The organism is Paractinoplanes toevensis (genome assembly GCF_018332695.1).
Classification (GTDB): Bacteria; Actinomycetota; Actinomycetes; order Mycobacteriales; family Micromonosporaceae; genus Actinoplanes; species Actinoplanes toevensis.
Genome location: NZ_BOQN01000048.1, coordinates 167,089 through 182,001, shown reverse-complemented (window position 1 = coordinate 182,001; position 14,913 = coordinate 167,089). Strand labels below are relative to the sequence as shown.

The 14,913-nt window shown below is 70.7% G+C and carries 18 protein-coding genes; 8 read left to right on the top strand and 10 right to left on the bottom strand.

Features of this window, described 5'->3' with window-relative positions:
- From Ato02nite_RS16830 to Ato02nite_RS16820, 3 genes are all read right to left on the bottom strand, one after another.
- A partial coding sequence (locus Ato02nite_RS16830; RefSeq protein WP_246607066.1) for an Hsp70 family protein occupies positions 1-1,210 on the bottom strand: 1,210 nt, incomplete at its 3' end.
- Positions 1,211-1,236: 26 nt separating this feature from the next.
- Complete coding sequence (locus Ato02nite_RS16825) at positions 1,237-1,848, bottom strand: hypothetical protein (protein WP_213007464.1); 612 nt, start codon at positions 1,846-1,848, stop codon at positions 1,237-1,239.
- A 39-nt stretch (positions 1,849-1,887) separates the two neighbouring features.
- Positions 1,888-2,661: an enoyl-CoA hydratase/isomerase family protein gene (locus Ato02nite_RS16820; RefSeq protein ID WP_213007463.1), complete on the bottom strand. Its 774-nt coding sequence runs from the start codon at positions 2,659-2,661 to the stop codon at positions 1,888-1,890.
- A 57-nt stretch (positions 2,662-2,718) separates the two neighbouring features.
- Here Ato02nite_RS16820 and Ato02nite_RS16815 point away from each other — a divergent pair, with 57 nt between their 5' ends.
- The 4 genes from Ato02nite_RS16815 to Ato02nite_RS16800 are packed head-to-tail and all read left to right on the top strand — an operon-like array spanning position 2,719 to position 5,026.
- On the top strand, positions 2,719-3,186 hold the full coding sequence (locus tag Ato02nite_RS16815) for a DUF6232 family protein (RefSeq protein WP_213007462.1): 468 nt from the start codon (positions 2,719-2,721) through the stop codon (positions 3,184-3,186).
- 20 nt (positions 3,187-3,206) lie between these two features.
- Complete coding sequence (locus tag Ato02nite_RS16810) at positions 3,207-3,560, top strand: DoxX family protein (protein ID WP_213007461.1); 354 nt, start codon at positions 3,207-3,209, stop codon at positions 3,558-3,560.
- A gap of 51 nt (positions 3,561-3,611) precedes the next feature.
- Positions 3,612-4,148, top strand: coding sequence for a PAS domain-containing protein (locus Ato02nite_RS16805; RefSeq protein ID WP_213007460.1), 537 nt, complete (start codon positions 3,612-3,614; stop codon positions 4,146-4,148).
- Positions 4,145-5,026 (top strand): methyl-accepting chemotaxis protein, encoded by an 882-nt coding sequence (locus Ato02nite_RS16800; RefSeq protein ID WP_246607065.1) that lies wholly within the window; start codon positions 4,145-4,147, stop codon positions 5,024-5,026. Before Ato02nite_RS16805 ends, Ato02nite_RS16800 begins: the two co-directional genes overlap by 4 nt.
- Positions 5,027-5,141: 115 nt before the next feature.
- Here Ato02nite_RS16800 and Ato02nite_RS16795 read toward each other — a convergent pair whose 3' ends face one another.
- The 4 genes from Ato02nite_RS16795 to Ato02nite_RS16780 all read right to left on the bottom strand — a co-directional run bounded on the left by Ato02nite_RS16795 (position 5,142) and on the right by Ato02nite_RS16780 (position 8,501).
- Entirely contained in the window at positions 5,142-5,486 is a 345-nt protein-coding gene (locus Ato02nite_RS16795; RefSeq protein WP_213007459.1) for an Abi family protein, read from the bottom strand.
- Between the two features lie 86 nt (positions 5,487-5,572).
- Entirely contained in the window at positions 5,573-6,463 is an 891-nt protein-coding gene (locus Ato02nite_RS16790) for a ribokinase (RefSeq protein ID WP_213007458.1), read from the bottom strand.
- On the bottom strand, positions 6,460-7,278 hold the full coding sequence (locus Ato02nite_RS16785) for an ABC transporter ATP-binding protein (RefSeq protein WP_246607062.1): 819 nt from the start codon (positions 7,276-7,278) through the stop codon (positions 6,460-6,462). The genes Ato02nite_RS16790 and Ato02nite_RS16785 overlap by 4 nt, the downstream gene beginning before the upstream one ends.
- 32 nt (positions 7,279-7,310) lie before the next feature.
- A complete protein-coding gene (locus tag Ato02nite_RS16780; RefSeq protein WP_213007457.1) occupies positions 7,311-8,501 on the bottom strand; it encodes an ROK family transcriptional regulator in 1,191 nt (396 codons plus the stop codon).
- Between the two features lie 177 nt (positions 8,502-8,678).
- On the opposite strand from Ato02nite_RS16780, the gene Ato02nite_RS16775 reads away from it, so the two are divergent.
- From Ato02nite_RS16775 to Ato02nite_RS16760, 4 genes are all read left to right on the top strand, one after another.
- Positions 8,679-10,109, top strand: coding sequence for a glycoside hydrolase family 3 N-terminal domain-containing protein (locus Ato02nite_RS16775; protein WP_213007456.1), 1,431 nt, complete (start codon positions 8,679-8,681; stop codon positions 10,107-10,109).
- 85 nt (positions 10,110-10,194) lie between these two features.
- The gene (locus tag Ato02nite_RS16770; RefSeq protein ID WP_213007455.1) at positions 10,195-10,632 is read left to right on the top strand and encodes a hypothetical protein; all 438 of its coding nucleotides are present in this window, start codon (positions 10,195-10,197) and stop codon (positions 10,630-10,632) included.
- Positions 10,629-11,087 (top strand): thiol-disulfide oxidoreductase DCC family protein, encoded by a 459-nt coding sequence (locus Ato02nite_RS16765; RefSeq protein WP_213007454.1) that lies wholly within the window; start codon positions 10,629-10,631, stop codon positions 11,085-11,087. Before Ato02nite_RS16770 ends, Ato02nite_RS16765 begins: the two co-directional genes overlap by 4 nt.
- The gene (locus Ato02nite_RS16760; protein ID WP_213007453.1) at positions 11,068-11,772 is read left to right on the top strand and encodes a TetR/AcrR family transcriptional regulator; all 705 of its coding nucleotides are present in this window, start codon (positions 11,068-11,070) and stop codon (positions 11,770-11,772) included. Before Ato02nite_RS16765 ends, Ato02nite_RS16760 begins: the two co-directional genes overlap by 20 nt.
- Before the next feature lie 301 nt (positions 11,773-12,073).
- On the opposite strand, the gene mycP is transcribed toward Ato02nite_RS16760, so the two are convergent.
- The 3 genes from mycP to Ato02nite_RS16745 are packed head-to-tail and all read right to left on the bottom strand — an operon-like array spanning position 12,074 to position 14,825.
- Positions 12,074-13,156 carry a type VII secretion-associated serine protease mycosin gene (gene mycP / locus Ato02nite_RS16755; RefSeq protein WP_213007452.1) on the bottom strand — a complete coding sequence of 361 codons (1,083 nt, stop codon included), beginning with the start codon at positions 13,154-13,156 and terminating at the stop codon, positions 12,074-12,076.
- A gap of 47 nt (positions 13,157-13,203) precedes the next feature.
- Entirely contained in the window at positions 13,204-14,385 is a 1,182-nt protein-coding gene (locus Ato02nite_RS16750) for a hypothetical protein (RefSeq protein WP_213007451.1), read from the bottom strand.
- A 50-nt stretch (positions 14,386-14,435) separates the two neighbouring features.
- Positions 14,436-14,825: a hypothetical protein gene (locus Ato02nite_RS16745; RefSeq protein ID WP_213007450.1), complete on the bottom strand. Its 390-nt coding sequence runs from the start codon at positions 14,823-14,825 to the stop codon at positions 14,436-14,438.
- Positions 14,826-14,913 lie beyond the last annotated feature (88 nt).

Here is a 14,913-nt window from a genome sequence, read left to right as displayed (position 1 = left end):
CACCGCTCTCAGCGCGGCCGCTCGTGCCGTCGGCCCGGCCGGCACTGCTCTCGCCGCGGGCGGCGGAGTTCTCGGCCCGGCCGGTCGACACCAGGCGCAGCTCGGCGGTGGGGCCGGGCGCGGCCGCGCCGGTGGTCAGGAGGGCCGCGTCGGCCAGGATGCTGCCCTCGGCCACCACCAGCTCGGGCTGCTCGATGACCACCGGGGCCTCGCCGAGCTCGCGGTGCAGCAGCGTGGCGACCAGCGGGATGCGGCTGGCGCCCCCGACCAGGAACACCCCGGCCAGCCGGCCCTCGGGCAGGTCGGCCCAGCGGAGCAGCCCCTGGGTGATGCGGACCGTCTGGTCGAGCACCGGGCGGGCCAGTTTTTCCAGCTCGTCGCGGGTCAGGTGGACCTCGGTGTCGAGCAGCGGCACCACGAAGTCGGCGGACTGGGCGCGGGACAACCGTTCCTTGGCGATCCGCACGTCGTCCCAGAGCTGGCGGCGGGCGCGGCGCTCCTCGACCGTGGTCGGTTCGAGCAGCCGCTGCCACTCGTCGGTGCGCAGGTGCTCGACGATGGCCGCGTCCACGTCCAGGCCGCCGATGTCGTCGCGGCCGTCGACCGCCATCACCTCGAAGCCGGAGGCGGTGCGGGCGACCACGCTGGCGTCGAACGTGCCGGCCCCGAAGTCGTGCACCACCACGACCGAGCCGATCGGCACGTCCCGGCCGAGCACCTCGGCGAAGTAGGTGGCCGCGGCGACCGGCTCGGCGACCAGACGGGCGCGCTCGAGACCGGCCCGGGCCGCGGCCTCCGCGAGCAGCGTGCGGCGGGCCGCACCCCAGGTCGCCGGGCAGGTCAGGGTGACGTCGGGCAGGACCGGGCCGACCGCGCGGTGCCACTCCTCGGCGACCCGGGCCAGCACGGCCGAGATCAGGTCGACGATCGGGAACTCCTGGTCGCCGAGCAGCACCGTGCCGTCGTCGATGCGCCGCTTCGGGTTGGGCTCGAAGCGGGCCGGATCGAGGCGGGCGCTGTGCACGGCGTCGCGGCCCACAATGAGCTGACCACCGGGCTCGGCGTAGACCGCGGAGGGCAGCAGTGGCGAGCCGTCGACCAGGATCGGGCGGGCGCGGCCGTCGGGCCAGCGTGCCACCGCGACGGTGTTCGACGTGCCGAAGTCCACGCCGAGGGCGTGCCGCTTCGGGCCCCCAGGGTCGTTGGCCATGCGGTGAGTCTAGGGGGTGCCCGCTTCTAGACGATCTTCCAGCGCAACCGGTGATGCCATGTGCGCACACAGCGAACCAGAGTGCCGTGCGAGGTGCGCCCGAAGGCCCATTCGGGCGCGCAGGGATCACCGGCGACGACCGAATCCTGCACCGGTGGCGCGGCCGAACCGAACGGCGGCGCCGGCGGCGGAATCAGTTCCTTCGGCGGCGAGGCGGTCGGGGCGGAAGGCGCGGACGGCGCGGAGGTGGCGGTGCTGGACACGCCGGGCGTCGGCGTGGTGACCGGCGCCGGGAAGTCGATCATCGGTTCCGGCGGAGGTTCGGAGGCGGCGGTGGTCGCCCCGGTGGCCGGGGTCGGGTCGGGCTTCCTCTTACCGCGGGTGGAGGTGGCATCGCGGGCCGGCTGCGCGGGCCGGGTGGTCGCGGTCGCCGAAAACGACGCGGTCGGGGACGGCGAGCCGGGGGCGGTGGCGGGCGGCGGAACGAGCGGCGGTTCCGCCATTCGGTCGACGCTGCCGCCGGAGCGCCCGAGAGTGAGAAAGCCGATCAGCGCGCAGAGCAGCGCCTGGCCTACTACCAGGGCAACCGCCACGCGCACGGTGCGGCGCACCGAGCGCGTGGTCGGAACCGGTTCCACCCGAGGGACTTTATGGCACCTGGTCGATGGAAGCGAGCATCAGCGCCCCGTAAATGTGGGCTTACGCTTCGCGACGAACGCCGAGGTGCCCTCGATCCGGTCGTCGGTGGCGAAGAGCGAGGCGAAGAGCTGCGATTCCAGGGCCAGACCGGAGGCCAGATCCATGCTCAGGCCGGCGTCGATCGCCTGCTTGGCCGCGCGCAGCGCCAGGGACGGACCCTTGACGAACGGCCGGACCAGCTCGATCGCGGTCTGGTAGACGTCACCGGCCGGGACCACCCGGTCGGCCAGCCCGATCCGCAGCGCCTCCTCGGCGTCCACCATCCGGCCGGAGAAGATGAGGTCCTTCGCCCGGGCCGGGCCGACCAGGCGGGCCAGCCGCTGGGTGCCGCCGGCTCCCGGGATGAGACCCAGCTTGATCTCCGGCTGGCCGAGTTTCGCGTCGTCGGCCACCACCCGCCAGTCACAGGCCAGGGCCAGCTCACAGCCGCCACCGAGGGCGTAACCGGTGATCGCGGCGACCACCGGCTTGGGGATGCGCGCCACGGCGTCGAACGCACCCGACAGGGCACCGGCCCGCATGGTCATGTCCTGGTACGTCTGCGTGGTGAACTCGGTGATGTCGGCTCCGGCGGCGAAGACCTTCTCCCCGCCGTACACCACAATTGCCTTGACCACATCGGAGCCGGCGGCGGAATTCGCGGCCTCGCGCAGCTCTTCCTGCACTTGGGTGTTGAGAGGATTCATCGGGGGCCGGTCCAGACGGATGGTGCCGATGCCGTCGCTGATCTCCAGCTTCACGAACTCGCCCACGAAACACGCCCCTTGAGTCTTGGTTAAGGCAGAGCCTACGACGGGTACGGAGAGTGAATGGACACCTACTACCGGGACCGGGATGTCGTCATCACGTCGACCGGCGTCCGCATGGACGGCCGCGAGTTCGCGCTGCCGGAGCTGCGTCAGGTGTGGCACCGCCGCGGGCGCCGATCATGGATGACCATCGCCGGGCGGGGCGCACTCGGCGTGGCGATGTTGCTGCCGATCCTGGTGGGTGCGCTCGGGGTCGGAGTGGCGCTGGTGATCGACGCGTCCACGTCGGTGACCGTCGGCCTGATCGGCGGCGGCATCCTGGTCGGGCTGGCCGCCGCACCGCTCGCCGACATGCTGCTCGAACACGTGGACCGCTCCTACGACCGGGGCAGCCGGGAGCTGGAGATCTGGGCCCGCACCCCGGCCGGCGACGTGCGGCTGCTGCACACCGGCGACGCGTCCCGGTTCGGCCGGATCTACCGGGCGCTGCAGCGGGCCCTCGAACCGCAGCCTGCTACTCGTCGGTAACTTCGGGTACGCTCCGGATCATGGACAAACAGGCGATCGGGCTGGCCGGGCTGCTGGCGACCTCTGGCACCCTGCACTTTCTCGTGCCCCGGCCGTTCGACTCGATCGTGCCGCGCTCCCTGCCCGGCTCGCGGCGCACCTGGACGTATGCAAGCGGTGCGGCCGAGCTGGTCGTCGCGGCCGCGATCGCGTACCCCCGCAGCCGGAAGATCGGCGGCCTGGCCGCCGCCGCCCTGTTCATCGGCGTGTTCCCGGCCAACGTCAAGATGGCGGTCGACTGGCGGCACGCATCACCGGCCAAGCGGGCCATCGCCTACGGCCGGCTGCCGCTCCAACTGCCGCTGATCGCCTGGGCCCGACGCGTCGGCCGGTGATTCCGCCGTTCCGCCGCGCCGCCTGGTCCGGTTGAGGACCATTGACGAATCATGCGAGGAATCCGGACCCTCCCCACCGGGGTAGAGCACACGTTCGGCCCGGACGAGATCATCGTGACCAAGACCGACCCGCGCGGTCTGATCACCTACACGAACGACGTCTTCCTGCGCGTCTCCGCCTGCACCGAGAAAGAGGCGCTCGGGCAGCCGCACAGCCTGATCCGGCACCCGGACATGCCGCGGGCGGTATTCAAGCTGCTCTGGGACACGCTCGGCCGGCGCGAGGAGATCTTCGCGTACGTGCTGAACCTGGCCCTCGACGGTGGGCACTACTGGGTGTTTGCGCACGTCACGCCGTCCTACGACCGCGTCGGGCAGTTGGTCGGCTACCACTCCAGCCGGCGCCACCCCGACCCCGCATCGGTGCTCGCGATCAAGCAGGTCTACGACCGGATCCTGCGCATCGAGCGCGGTTGCCCGACCAGCCGGGCGGCCGTCGACGCCGGCTGGCAGCAGCTGGAGAAGGAACTGGGCGGCAAGACGTACGACGAGTTCGTCTGGAGCATCACGAACGGGCCCGGCCGGTGAGCGACGAGGTGATGCTGGCCATCGCCGGCGTGTGCCGTCGCGCGGCTGCCGGTGATCTCGAGGCCCGGCTGACCACCATCGGCGAGTCCGACGCCGCGGTCGAGTGCCGCGGCGCCGTCAACGACCTGCTCGACGTCTCCGACGCGTTCATCCGGGAGGCCGGCGCCGCCTCGGCCGCCGCCGCCGAGGGCCGGTTCCACCGGCGCTTCCTCACTGCCGGCATGCGCGGGGCGTTCCGCAGCTCGGCCGAGCAGATCTCTACCTCGATCGCCGAGATGTTCCGCAGCTCCCAGCGGCTGGCCGACGCCGCCGCCGCCCGGGTCGCGCTCGCCGACGAGCTGGAGCACGCGGTGCTGCGGGTCTCGGAGCAGGTGGCCACGGCCGCCACCGAGATGGGTGCCTCGGCCAACGGACTGGCCGACTTCGCCCGGGCCGCGGTCGCCGAGGCCGAACGCGGTCTGGAGACCGTGCACTCGCTGCGAACCGCGGCCGACCAGATCCTCACCGCGGTCGACCTGATCAACCGGGTGGCCAAGCAGACCCGGCTGCTCGCGCTGAACGCCACCATCGAGGCCGCCCGGGCCGGGCAGGCCGGGCTCGGCTTCAGCGTGGTGGCCGGCGAGGTCAAGACGCTCGCCGACGAGACCAGCGGCTCAAGCACCGAGATCATGGGCCAGGTCAACCGGGTCCAGGAGGTGGCCGCGGACGCGGTCCACGTGCTGGAGGCGGTGACCGAGAGCGTGCGCGAGATGAGCGGTCTCACCAACGGCATCGCCGCCGCCGTCGACGGCGGCCACGACCTGGACGGCCTCAGCCAACTGGCCGAGGTCCTGCGCTCCGAGGTGAGCCGCTTCGTAGCCACGGCCCGCCAGACCTAGGGACGGGTCCGCGGTGGGAGCGGGCGCGTCCACGGACGCGTCTGCAACGTACCGATCACTCCGCAGCGCCATTCGATCCATTTCGCGGCCGCGGGGCACGTCCATTCGGCCAGCCTCATCGCATCGGCATGCAGGGCCGCGATCGGCCGGCCCGGCGTCTCCGGGCGGCGGTTCCTCGTGCGTTGTCGCGTGCTGTACGTATCGTCTGGCGCGACTCAGGGGTGAGCACGTTGCCCGGGTCGAGGTACCACCGCGGTTCGCCGTACGTCTGCCCGGACCAGGTGGCCAGCCGTTGGTGCATGGCATTGCGGACCAAGATCTCGACGTGGCCCAGGGTGCTCCAGAAGGTCGCGCTCAATCGGGCGTTCCAGTCGTACAACTCGATCGCCGCCGTACGGTCGCCGCCTACGGCTGCTCGGTAGCCGCTGAGTCGCTCCGGTGACAGCCGCTCCTCCAGCAAGACCGCGGTTGGTAAGCCGGACAAAGTTCTGCCCTTCGATTGAGGATCTTGCTGGCATCGAAAGGGGAATGGCGGCGCCAAGGCAACTAGCCGTTGATCATTGCGTCGATCTCGTCGCGGGTCGGGAGGGCGTTCGAGGCGCCCAGTTTGCGGACGCAGGCGGCACCGGCGGCGTTCGCCCAGCGGACCGCCTCCATCAGGTCGCGGCCCTCGCCCCAGGCCACGGCGAGCGCGCCGGTGAACGCGTCGCCGGCCGCCGTGGTGTCGGTGGCCTCGACCGGGAAGGCGGGCACGGTCTCGTCGCGGCCGCCGCGCTCGGCGTAGCGGGCACCGGCGCCGCCCAGCGTCAGCACCACTCGCGGAACCAGGGCGAGCAGGGCGGCCATGTCGGGCTCCGCCGTGCCGGCGATGGTCTGCGCCTCGAGCTCGTTGACCACCAGCAGGTCGACCAGTTCGAGCAGCTCGCCCGGCAACTCCCGGGCCGGTGCCGCGTTCAGGATCGTGCGGGTGTCGCCGTAGCGGGCCGCCCGGCAGGCCGCGGTGACCGTCTCCACCGGGATCTCCTGCTGGCAGAGCAGCACGTCGCCGCTCGCGATGACCCGGGCCTCGTCCTCGGTGAGGTCGGTGAACGCACTGTTGGCGCCGGGCGAGACCAGGATCGAGTTTTCCCCCGCCCGGTCCACCATGATCACCGCGACGCCGGAGGCGCCGTAGCTGGTGCGCACGTGGGCGACGTCGACGCCGGCCGCGTTCAGCCGGGCGTTGAGCGTCACGCCGAACGCGTCCGAGCCGATCGCGCCCAGGAAGACCGCGTGGCCGCCGGCCCGGGCCGCGGCGATCGCCTGGTTGGCGCCCTTGCCGCCGGGCATCATCACGAAGTCGTCGCCGAGCACCGTCTCGCCCGGCAGCGGCAGGCGCTCGGCCAGGCCGACCAGGTCCATGTTGGCGCTGCCGGCCACCACGATCCGCGGCGTCACTGGGCCGCCCTGGCCGCGTAGCGGTCGCCGAAGCGCTCGACCAGCAGCGGGAGACCGAACGTCTTGGACAGGTTGTCGGCGGTCATCACCTCGCCGAGCGAACCGGCGGCCACGATCGAGCCCTCGCGCAGCAGCAGGCCGTGCGTGAAGCCGGGCGGGATCTCCTCGACGTGGTGGGTGACCAGCACCATGGCCGGCGAATCCGGGTCGAGGGCCAGCTCGGTGAGGCGGGCGATCAGGTCTTCCCGGCCGCCCAGGTCGAGGCCGGCGGTCGGCTCGTCGAGCAGCATCAGCTCGGGGTCGGTCATCAGCGCCCGGGCGATCAGGGTGCGCTTGCGCTCGCCCTCGGACAGGGTGCCGAACTCCCGGTCGATCAGCGAACCCATGCCGAACTGGCCGAGCAGCTGGCGGGCGCGGCCCTCGTCCTGCGGGTCGTAGCTCTCCCGCCAGCGGCCCACCACCGACCAGGCCGCCGTGACGACCACGTCGAGCACCCGCTCGTCGGGTGGGATGCGCTCGCCGAACTGGCCGGTGGACAGGCCGATCCGCATGCGCAGCTCGTTCACATCGGTACGGCCGAGGCGCTCGCCCAGCACGTACGCCGTACCGCGGGACGGGTGCAGGCGGGCCGTCGCCAGGTTGAGCAACGTCGTCTTACCGGCGCCGTTCGGGCCCAGGATCACCCACCGCTCGTCCAGCTCGACCTGCCAGGACAGGCTGCGGACCAGGAAATTGCCACTCCGGATGACGCTTACCCGATCGAACGCGATAACGGTGTCGTCGTGTGGAGGGATACGCACGGCAGGTTCGAGCACGCGTTCATCCTTCCACGGGCCGCCCGCGCCGCTCACGCGGTCGTCGACCCGAACACCTCATCGCGTACGGCGTCCAAAGCGGTGTGCAGGGCTCCGTGCAGGACCGGTTCCGATTCCACGCCGGTGATCACCACTTTGGGATTGACCAGGGTGATCGCCGCCACCTCGCGCTCGACCCGCTCGGCCAGCCCGGGGCCGCCGGCCTGGCTCACCTCGCCGGCCAGCACGACCAGCGGCGGGTCCAGCACCACGCAGGTGGCGGCCACGCCGAGGGCCAGTTTCTCGGCCAGCTCGTCGAGGACCTGGTCACCGGCCTCGCCCGCCTCGACCGCGGAACGGATCACGTCGGATGCCTCGTTGCCGCGGAAGCCGTACTTCTTGCCGATCGCCCGGACCGCGTCGGCGCCGGCGATGCTCTGGAACGCACCGCGCACGCCGCCCTTCTGCGCCCGCTTCGACTGGTGCCGGGGCACCTCGGCGCCGGCCACCGGAAGGTAACCGATCTCGCCGGCCGCGCCGGTCGAGCCCTGGTGCAGCCGGCCGTCGATGACGCTGGCCAGGCCGACGCCGCGACCGATCCAGATCAGCACGAAGTCGCGGTGCCCCTTGGCCGCGCCGGTGCTCTGCTCGGCGATCGCGGCGAGGTTGACGTCGTTGCCGAAGACCACCGGGGTGCTCAGGTCGCGGCGCAGGTCGTCGAGAAGGCCGCGGTGCCAGCGGGGCAGGTCCCAGGCGAACGAGATCTCGCCGCTGACCGGGTCGACCAGGCCGGGGGTGCCGAGCACGACCCGGCGCACCGAGGTCATGTCGGTGCCGGCCTCGGTGGCGGCCTGCACCACCGCGTTGTGCACGACGCCGACCGGGTCGTCGGTGTCCTTGGTGGATTGCTCGACCCGGCTGACGATCGTGCCGGTGATGTCGGCGCAGGCGGCCATGACCCGCTCCGGGCCGACGTCGACGCCGATGACGTGGGCGCTGCCCGGGGTGACGGCGTAGAGCTGTGCGTTCGGGCCCCGGCCGCCCGCCTGCTCGCCGACCCGGCGCACGAGGCCGCGCTGCTCGAGCCGCTCCACCAGCTGCGAAGCGGTGACCTTGCTGAGCCCGGTCATCTCGCCGAGCTGGGCGCGGGTCAACGGGCCTCGGTCGAGCAACAGCTCCAGCGCCGCGCGGTCGTTGAGTGCGCGCAGCAGCCGGGGTGTGCCCGGAAGGCGGGTGGCGGCCATAACTACGTCCCCTAGTAATTAAATATTGTTTTCAATTGGCTTACCGAGCCCCCGACGTCGTAGCCGCAGCGTAACGGTCGAGATCGTAGTCGTCCGCAGTGCACACGTCATCGACTCGGAGCGATCATGGCAGCTCGCGGGGCCGATCAGCCAGCCTTGCGTCACCGGAAGGACAGCATGGTCATCGATCACGGGCTTCGCCGGCTCGCTCTCGGCACCCTCCTCGGCGCGCTTCCGGGGCAGGTCGCGCCGCCCTGGGCGATGTCGCTGCTGGCCGACGGCCTGGCCGGATTCACGCTCTTCGGTCGCAATGCCGAAACGCCGGAACAACTCGCCGGGATGACCGCGGCACTCCGGGCGGGCCGGGGCGACGTGGTCGTCGCGATCGACGAGGAGGGCGGGGACGTCACCCGTCTGGAGCACCGGACCGGCAGCGCCTACCCCGGGAACGCGGCGCTCGGCGTGGTCGACGACCCCGAACTCACCCGGGCGGTGTACGCGGCGATCGGGGCGGACCTGGCCGCCACCGGGGTCACGCTCGACCTGGCGCCGGTGGTGGACGTCAACACCGCGGACGACAATCCGGTCATCGGGACGCGGTCGTTCGGGGCGTCCACCGCACTGGTGGCCCGGCACGCCGCGGCGGCCGTGGCGGGACTTCAGGAAGCGGGCGTGTCGGCCTGCGCCAAGCATTTCCCGGGGCACGGCGCCACCGTCCGGGACTCGCATCTCGAGCTGCCCACGGTCGACGTACCCCTCTCGGTGCTGCGGGAACGGGATGTGCCGCCGTTCGCGGCCGCGATCGCGGCCGGCGCGAGAGCGGTGATGACGGCCCACATCCGAGTGCCCGCGCTGACCGGGGACGAACCGGCGACGTTCAGCCGGGGAGCGCTCTCCCTGCTGCGCGACGAGCTCGGCTTCGACGGAGTGATCGTCACCGACGCGCTGGAGATGACCGCCGCGGCGGCGGCCGCCGGTGGAGTTCCGCGGGCGGCGGTGCGGGCCCTCGCGGCGGGCGCGGACCTGCTGTGTCTGGGCTCCCGGGTCGACGCGGCGCTGGTGGAGGCGGTCGTCGCGGAGATCGCGGTGGGGACGGAGGATGGGCGACTCGCGCTGGGCGATTTGGAGAGAGCGGTTTCCCGTACGGCGGAATTGGCGTCCCCGGGCACGGCCTTCGGCACCCAGCGTGACCAGAGTCTGGGTCTGGTCACCGCAAGGCGGGCGGTGCGGGTCGAAGGGTCGCTGGAAGATCTTGGATCGCCGCTGGTGGTGCAGCTGGTCGGAGCACAGTCGGCGGTCGCGGGACGGGTGCCGTGGGGTCTGGCGCCGCACCTCGACGGCATCGAGCACATCGCCGTCGTCGCATCGACGGCATCCGCCGCCGACCTGGTGGCGCGGGCCGGCGGTCGGCCGATCATCGTGGTCGGGCAGCGGGTCCACCAATCCCCCGCCGACCGCGCCCTGATCGAGGCACTCCCGGCGACGGTGGTCGTCGAGATGGGCTGGCCCTCGGCGTGGCGGCCGGCGGGCATCCGGGCGTTCGTGACCACCCACGGTGCGAGCTGGGCCAACGGCCGCGCTGCCGCCGAGGTTCTGGGGCTCGCCTGACTCTCACGTCACATAACTTGAACGCGTTCAAGTTATGGTCGTAGTCTGTGCCTGAAAGTTGAACACGTTCGAGAAAGGCGATCCGATGGATCCGAAGGTCTGGATGTACCTGGTCTACCTCGTGGTCAGCGTGGGGCTGACCGTGTGGGTGGCGACCACGCTGTCCCGCAACGGGCTGGTCTTTCTCGCCGACGTCTTCGCCGACGAGAAACTGGCCAAGGCCGTCAACCAGCTGCTGGTGATGGGCTTCTACCTGCTCAATCTCGGCTACGTGACGTTCGCGATGCGCTCCGGCGCCCAGATCGACGACACCAGCGAGGCACTGGAAACGCTCTCCATGAAGATCGGCCTGGTCCTGCTGGTGCTCGGCATCCTGCACTTCTGCAATGTGTTCTTCCTGGGCCGCTACCGCCGCGGACGGCTCCGCCAGCAGCAGGTGCGGCCGCCGCTGCCGCCCACCGGCCGGCTGCCCATCCACCCGCAGATGCCGATGCCGCCGCAGGCCCCACCAGCCCGCGCATGACCTCGCGGGGCGCGGACACCGACCCGGCCGGACACGGGGCCGGCCGGGTCGGGTCCTTCACCGTGCTCTTCGACGAAGGGTGCCCGATCTGCCGGACCGCGCGCCGCTGGCTCGCGAGCCGGGCCCAGCTCGTGCCGCTCACCTTCGTCCCGGCCGGATCGGCGGAGGCCCGAGAGCGCTTTCCCGGACTCGATCATGCGGCCTCGTTGCGTGACCTCACGGTGGTCGCCGACGACGGCGCCTACTACGTCGGCGACGCCGCCTGGCTCGCCTGCCTGTGGGCACTCGACGGATATCGGGCCACGGCCGAGCGTTTCTCCTCGCCACGACTGCTGCCGGCGGCCCGGCGTTTCATTGCGGCCGCTTCAGCCGTACGCGAGCAGACCCGCTCCCCGGGACTCATCCAGGCCGACCCGGCGGACTACGGTGACCAATGTGACGACCGCTGCCGCTGACCACGGCTCCCCCGGCCCCGCGCGGCGGGCCCGGGGCGAGCAGACCCGGCAGCTCATCCTGGAGACGGCACTGCGGCTGTTCCGCGAGCGGGGCTACGCGGAAACCACCATGCGGGCCATCGCCAAGGAGGCCGGGGTCGCGGTCGGCAACGCCTACTACTACTTCGACTCCAAGGAACACCTGATCCAGGGGTTCTACGACCGCAACCAGCACGAGCACCGGGCCGCCTCGGCCGAGATACTGGCCGCCTCGACCGACTTCGCGGCCCGGCTGCGCGGCGTGCTGCACGCCGGCATCGACGTCAATGAGCCGTACCATTCGTTCGCCGCGACGTTCTTCAAGAGCGCGGCCGAGCCGTCGTCGCCGCTGAGCCCGTTCTCCCGGGAGTCGTCGCCGGCCCGGGACGCGTCGATCGCGATCTTCCGGGACGTGATCGAGGGTTCGTCGGCCAAGCTCGACCCCGAGTTGCGCAAGGAACTGCCGGAGCTGCTCTGGCTCGGCTGGATGGGCGTGATCCTGTTCTGGGTGCACGACAAGTCGCCCGGCCAGCGCCGCACCCGCCGGCTGATCGACGGCACGGTCCCGCTGATCGACCGCCTGGTCGGCCTCTCCCGGCTGCGGGTGCTGCGCCCCGCCCTGCGCCAGATCCTGGCCTTGATCGAATCCGTCCGCCGAGACGACTGATCACCACAAGTAACAGTCCGGTCCCCTCACACTGAGTCACGCCGAAACCCGCTATGCAGACCTCTGTCCGGTAATTTCCGGATCTGTCGCCTAAGCAGCCTTGGCCGAACGGCCATTTTGCGCACAGAGCGCTTCCAACCCGACCAAGTCGGCACGTAGCGTGATGTGCGCAGGTGGATCTGGGGACGTCGCGAGGACTCGGCCTAACGGGACCAGTCCGAGCGCTCGCGACAGCAACGGTGAGCCGGCCGCAGCGAGACTTCGGGAGCAGCCTCGCCAAGGCCGGCTCACGCCGTTCCGGTCAGCCCGACCGACGCCGCCGAGCCACGAGCACAGCCACCAAAACCCCGGCCAGCACCACCAGCCCAGCCACGATCAACGCCGGCACCAGCACGTTGACCGGCTCCGGCAGATCATCGGACGCCGACGTGTCGGCCGGGGCATCCTGCGCCGCGCCACCCGACGGAGCCGCCGACGCGCCGGCCGCGGGCAACGGAGCCACATCGGCCGTGAGCGCCTTGACGACATTCAGCAGCCCATAGCCGTAGGTGTCATCCCGCCCGGCCGCACCGGCGTCATCAGCGGTGGCGGTAAGCCGATGAACGACCTCGGCAGCACTCATGTCGGGATATTTGGCCCGCAACAGAGCGGCCGCACCACTCACAATCGCGGTCGCGTCACTGGTACCCCCGGCTACCTGATAGCCGGGAGGGTTGATGTCGGTGCTGATGACTTGATCGCCAGGCGCGGTGAGCCCGATGTAGGGGCCGGTGACGGAGATCGGCGCGACCTTCCGATCCTTGCCGTAAGCCCCGACCGCCAGAACCTCCGGGTACTTGGCCGGAAACTTGTCAACCAGGTTGCTGATGTCGTTGTCGTTGCCGGCCGACGCGACAAGAACGATGTCGGTCGCCTGGGCCTTACGGATCGCCGCGTGCATCACGTCGTCGTCACCCGTGGCGAACGACATGTTGATCACACCGGCGTGCTTCTCGATCGCGAAATCTATCGCCTTGGTCATAAAGGCCGTCGAGGTGTAGCCGTTGCCGCCGGTCGCGATGGGCAGAATCTTCGCCGCCGGAGCAATGCCCAGGATTCCATCCCCGTCCCCGTGCCCACGGCCCGCGATGAGTCCGGCCATGGCCGTGCCGTGCCCGTCAATATCCTCGGTACCGGAACGGCCGGCCAGGTTGCTGTCCGTGGTGTCGAGGCCGGGCAAGAGCGCACCGGTGAGGTCGGGGTGGTTCGATTTCGCACCGGTGTCGATCACGGCAACGATGACACCTTCACCACGACTGAGCTTGTGGGCCTCGGCAATCTTCAGATCAGCCAGGTACCACTGCTGGTCGCGGGTCGAGTCGGCCAGGGCCGGTGCCGCGGTCACAACCACCATGGTCAGAGCAGCTGCGACACCGACCAGAGACCGTCCGATCATCGGCCGAGCCCAAGGACGCCGGGTCCGGGGTCGTGTCGCACCGGCGCGTTGTCCGGAGCGATCACCGGGGCCACTCCCTCGGCGGTACCCCACTGCTCGTCCGCTTCCCCGCCGATCAACAACTCCCCGTCCTCGCCGTGCTTTCCCCGTCGGCCTTGCTGGCCGCCCATCGGCATCTGCCCCGCACCGCCGCCGCGGCCGCGGCCGCCGAGCTCGCCTTCGCCGAGCACTGCACCCGACGGCAGACCTCGGCGCATCGGCACCGCACGCCGGGCGCTCGACGCACCCCGGCCACCAGTCATCCCGGGCACACCGACACCAAGCCCACCGCCCGCGCCCAAGCCACCACCCGCACCCAGGCCACCACCCGCGATCAAGCCCATTCCGTTGGGCAGACCACCGGGCAATCCGCCATTGCCAGGAACCGAACCGCTCGGCAAACCCAACGTGGCGGTCGAACTGGTAAGCGGCGGAGTGATCTGCGGGGCGATGACGCCGCTAAGACCGGGGCCGATGCCTAACGACGGGTCAAGTCCAGAGCCGGACACAGAGCCGGGCACCGACCCGGACCCTCCCGGGTCCGCGCCGGGGACCGGACCTGGAAGAACCGGGTCGTGCGGCACCGGGACCGGCACCGGAGTGGCCCGCACGGACGAGCCAGAATTCGAACCGTCTGCCGACGGGCCTTCTCCCCCGAATTCCGTTATCACGGGAGGCTGCCGCTCGACCGGTTTCATCTGATAGAGCGACGGCGCCGAAATCTGCTGGCTGTGGGCCGAGATCGCCGCTTCCATATCGCGCATCGCCTGTTGCGCCTTGACGTCGTACTCATCCTCGGCATGGTCGATGAACCGCGGCATCAGGTCGCCGCTGACTGCCTCGCGGCCGGACGCCCACTCTCGAACATCAGCTTGGGCCGTACTGATCGCCGCCATAACACCGCGCAAGCCGGCATGCGTGTTCTCGGCGCAGGTCATCGTCTCCTGCATCGAGTCGAGCAATCCGTCGACCTGCGTGAGGAAAACCTGCGCCGAGACGTTCCGCTCCGGCGGCCAGGCGTCGGCCAACTTTTGACCCGCGGCAAGCAATCGCTTCCGCTGCTCCCCGACCGCAGTGGCCAGCGAGTCCCAGGCGAGCACCTGGTCGGCACCCGTGCAGACGTTGTCCGGTGACAACATTGCCCAGATGGCAGGCAGATTGTATGGATCCCAATTTGTGGTCCCAGCCATCACACAGCCCCGTCCTGGAGACCGAGAGCGCGGTTCGCCTCCACCATTGCAGAGTTGATCATGCTCTCCACCTGCTGCTGCGCTTGCGCAGAACTCAGGTCGGCGGACGCGAAGTCTCTGGCGATCTGCTCCGCCACAGTCGACAAAATGCCGGCGGCCTGCTGATAGGCGCGCAGGTTGGCCTCGGCGTGCGCCAGCGCTTGCGCGTAGCGAGCCTTCGCCTCGGTCACGATGTCGCTCGGCGTCATGCGGGAACCGAAGCCGACACCCTGTCGATGCAGGTCGGCTCCTCGGCCCGCGATGTCGGCGAAGCCGTCACCCGTCTGCTGCTGCATGCCCCGTCCGAAGTCGTTGACTCCGTCGGTGTCTATCTGCACTCCGTCCGGCACGATTCCTCCCCGTTCCCGAACCGCGACTCCCCATCGTATCGATAGAGGCAATCACGCCCTACCCCTGCCATCTACACACGACGGTGAG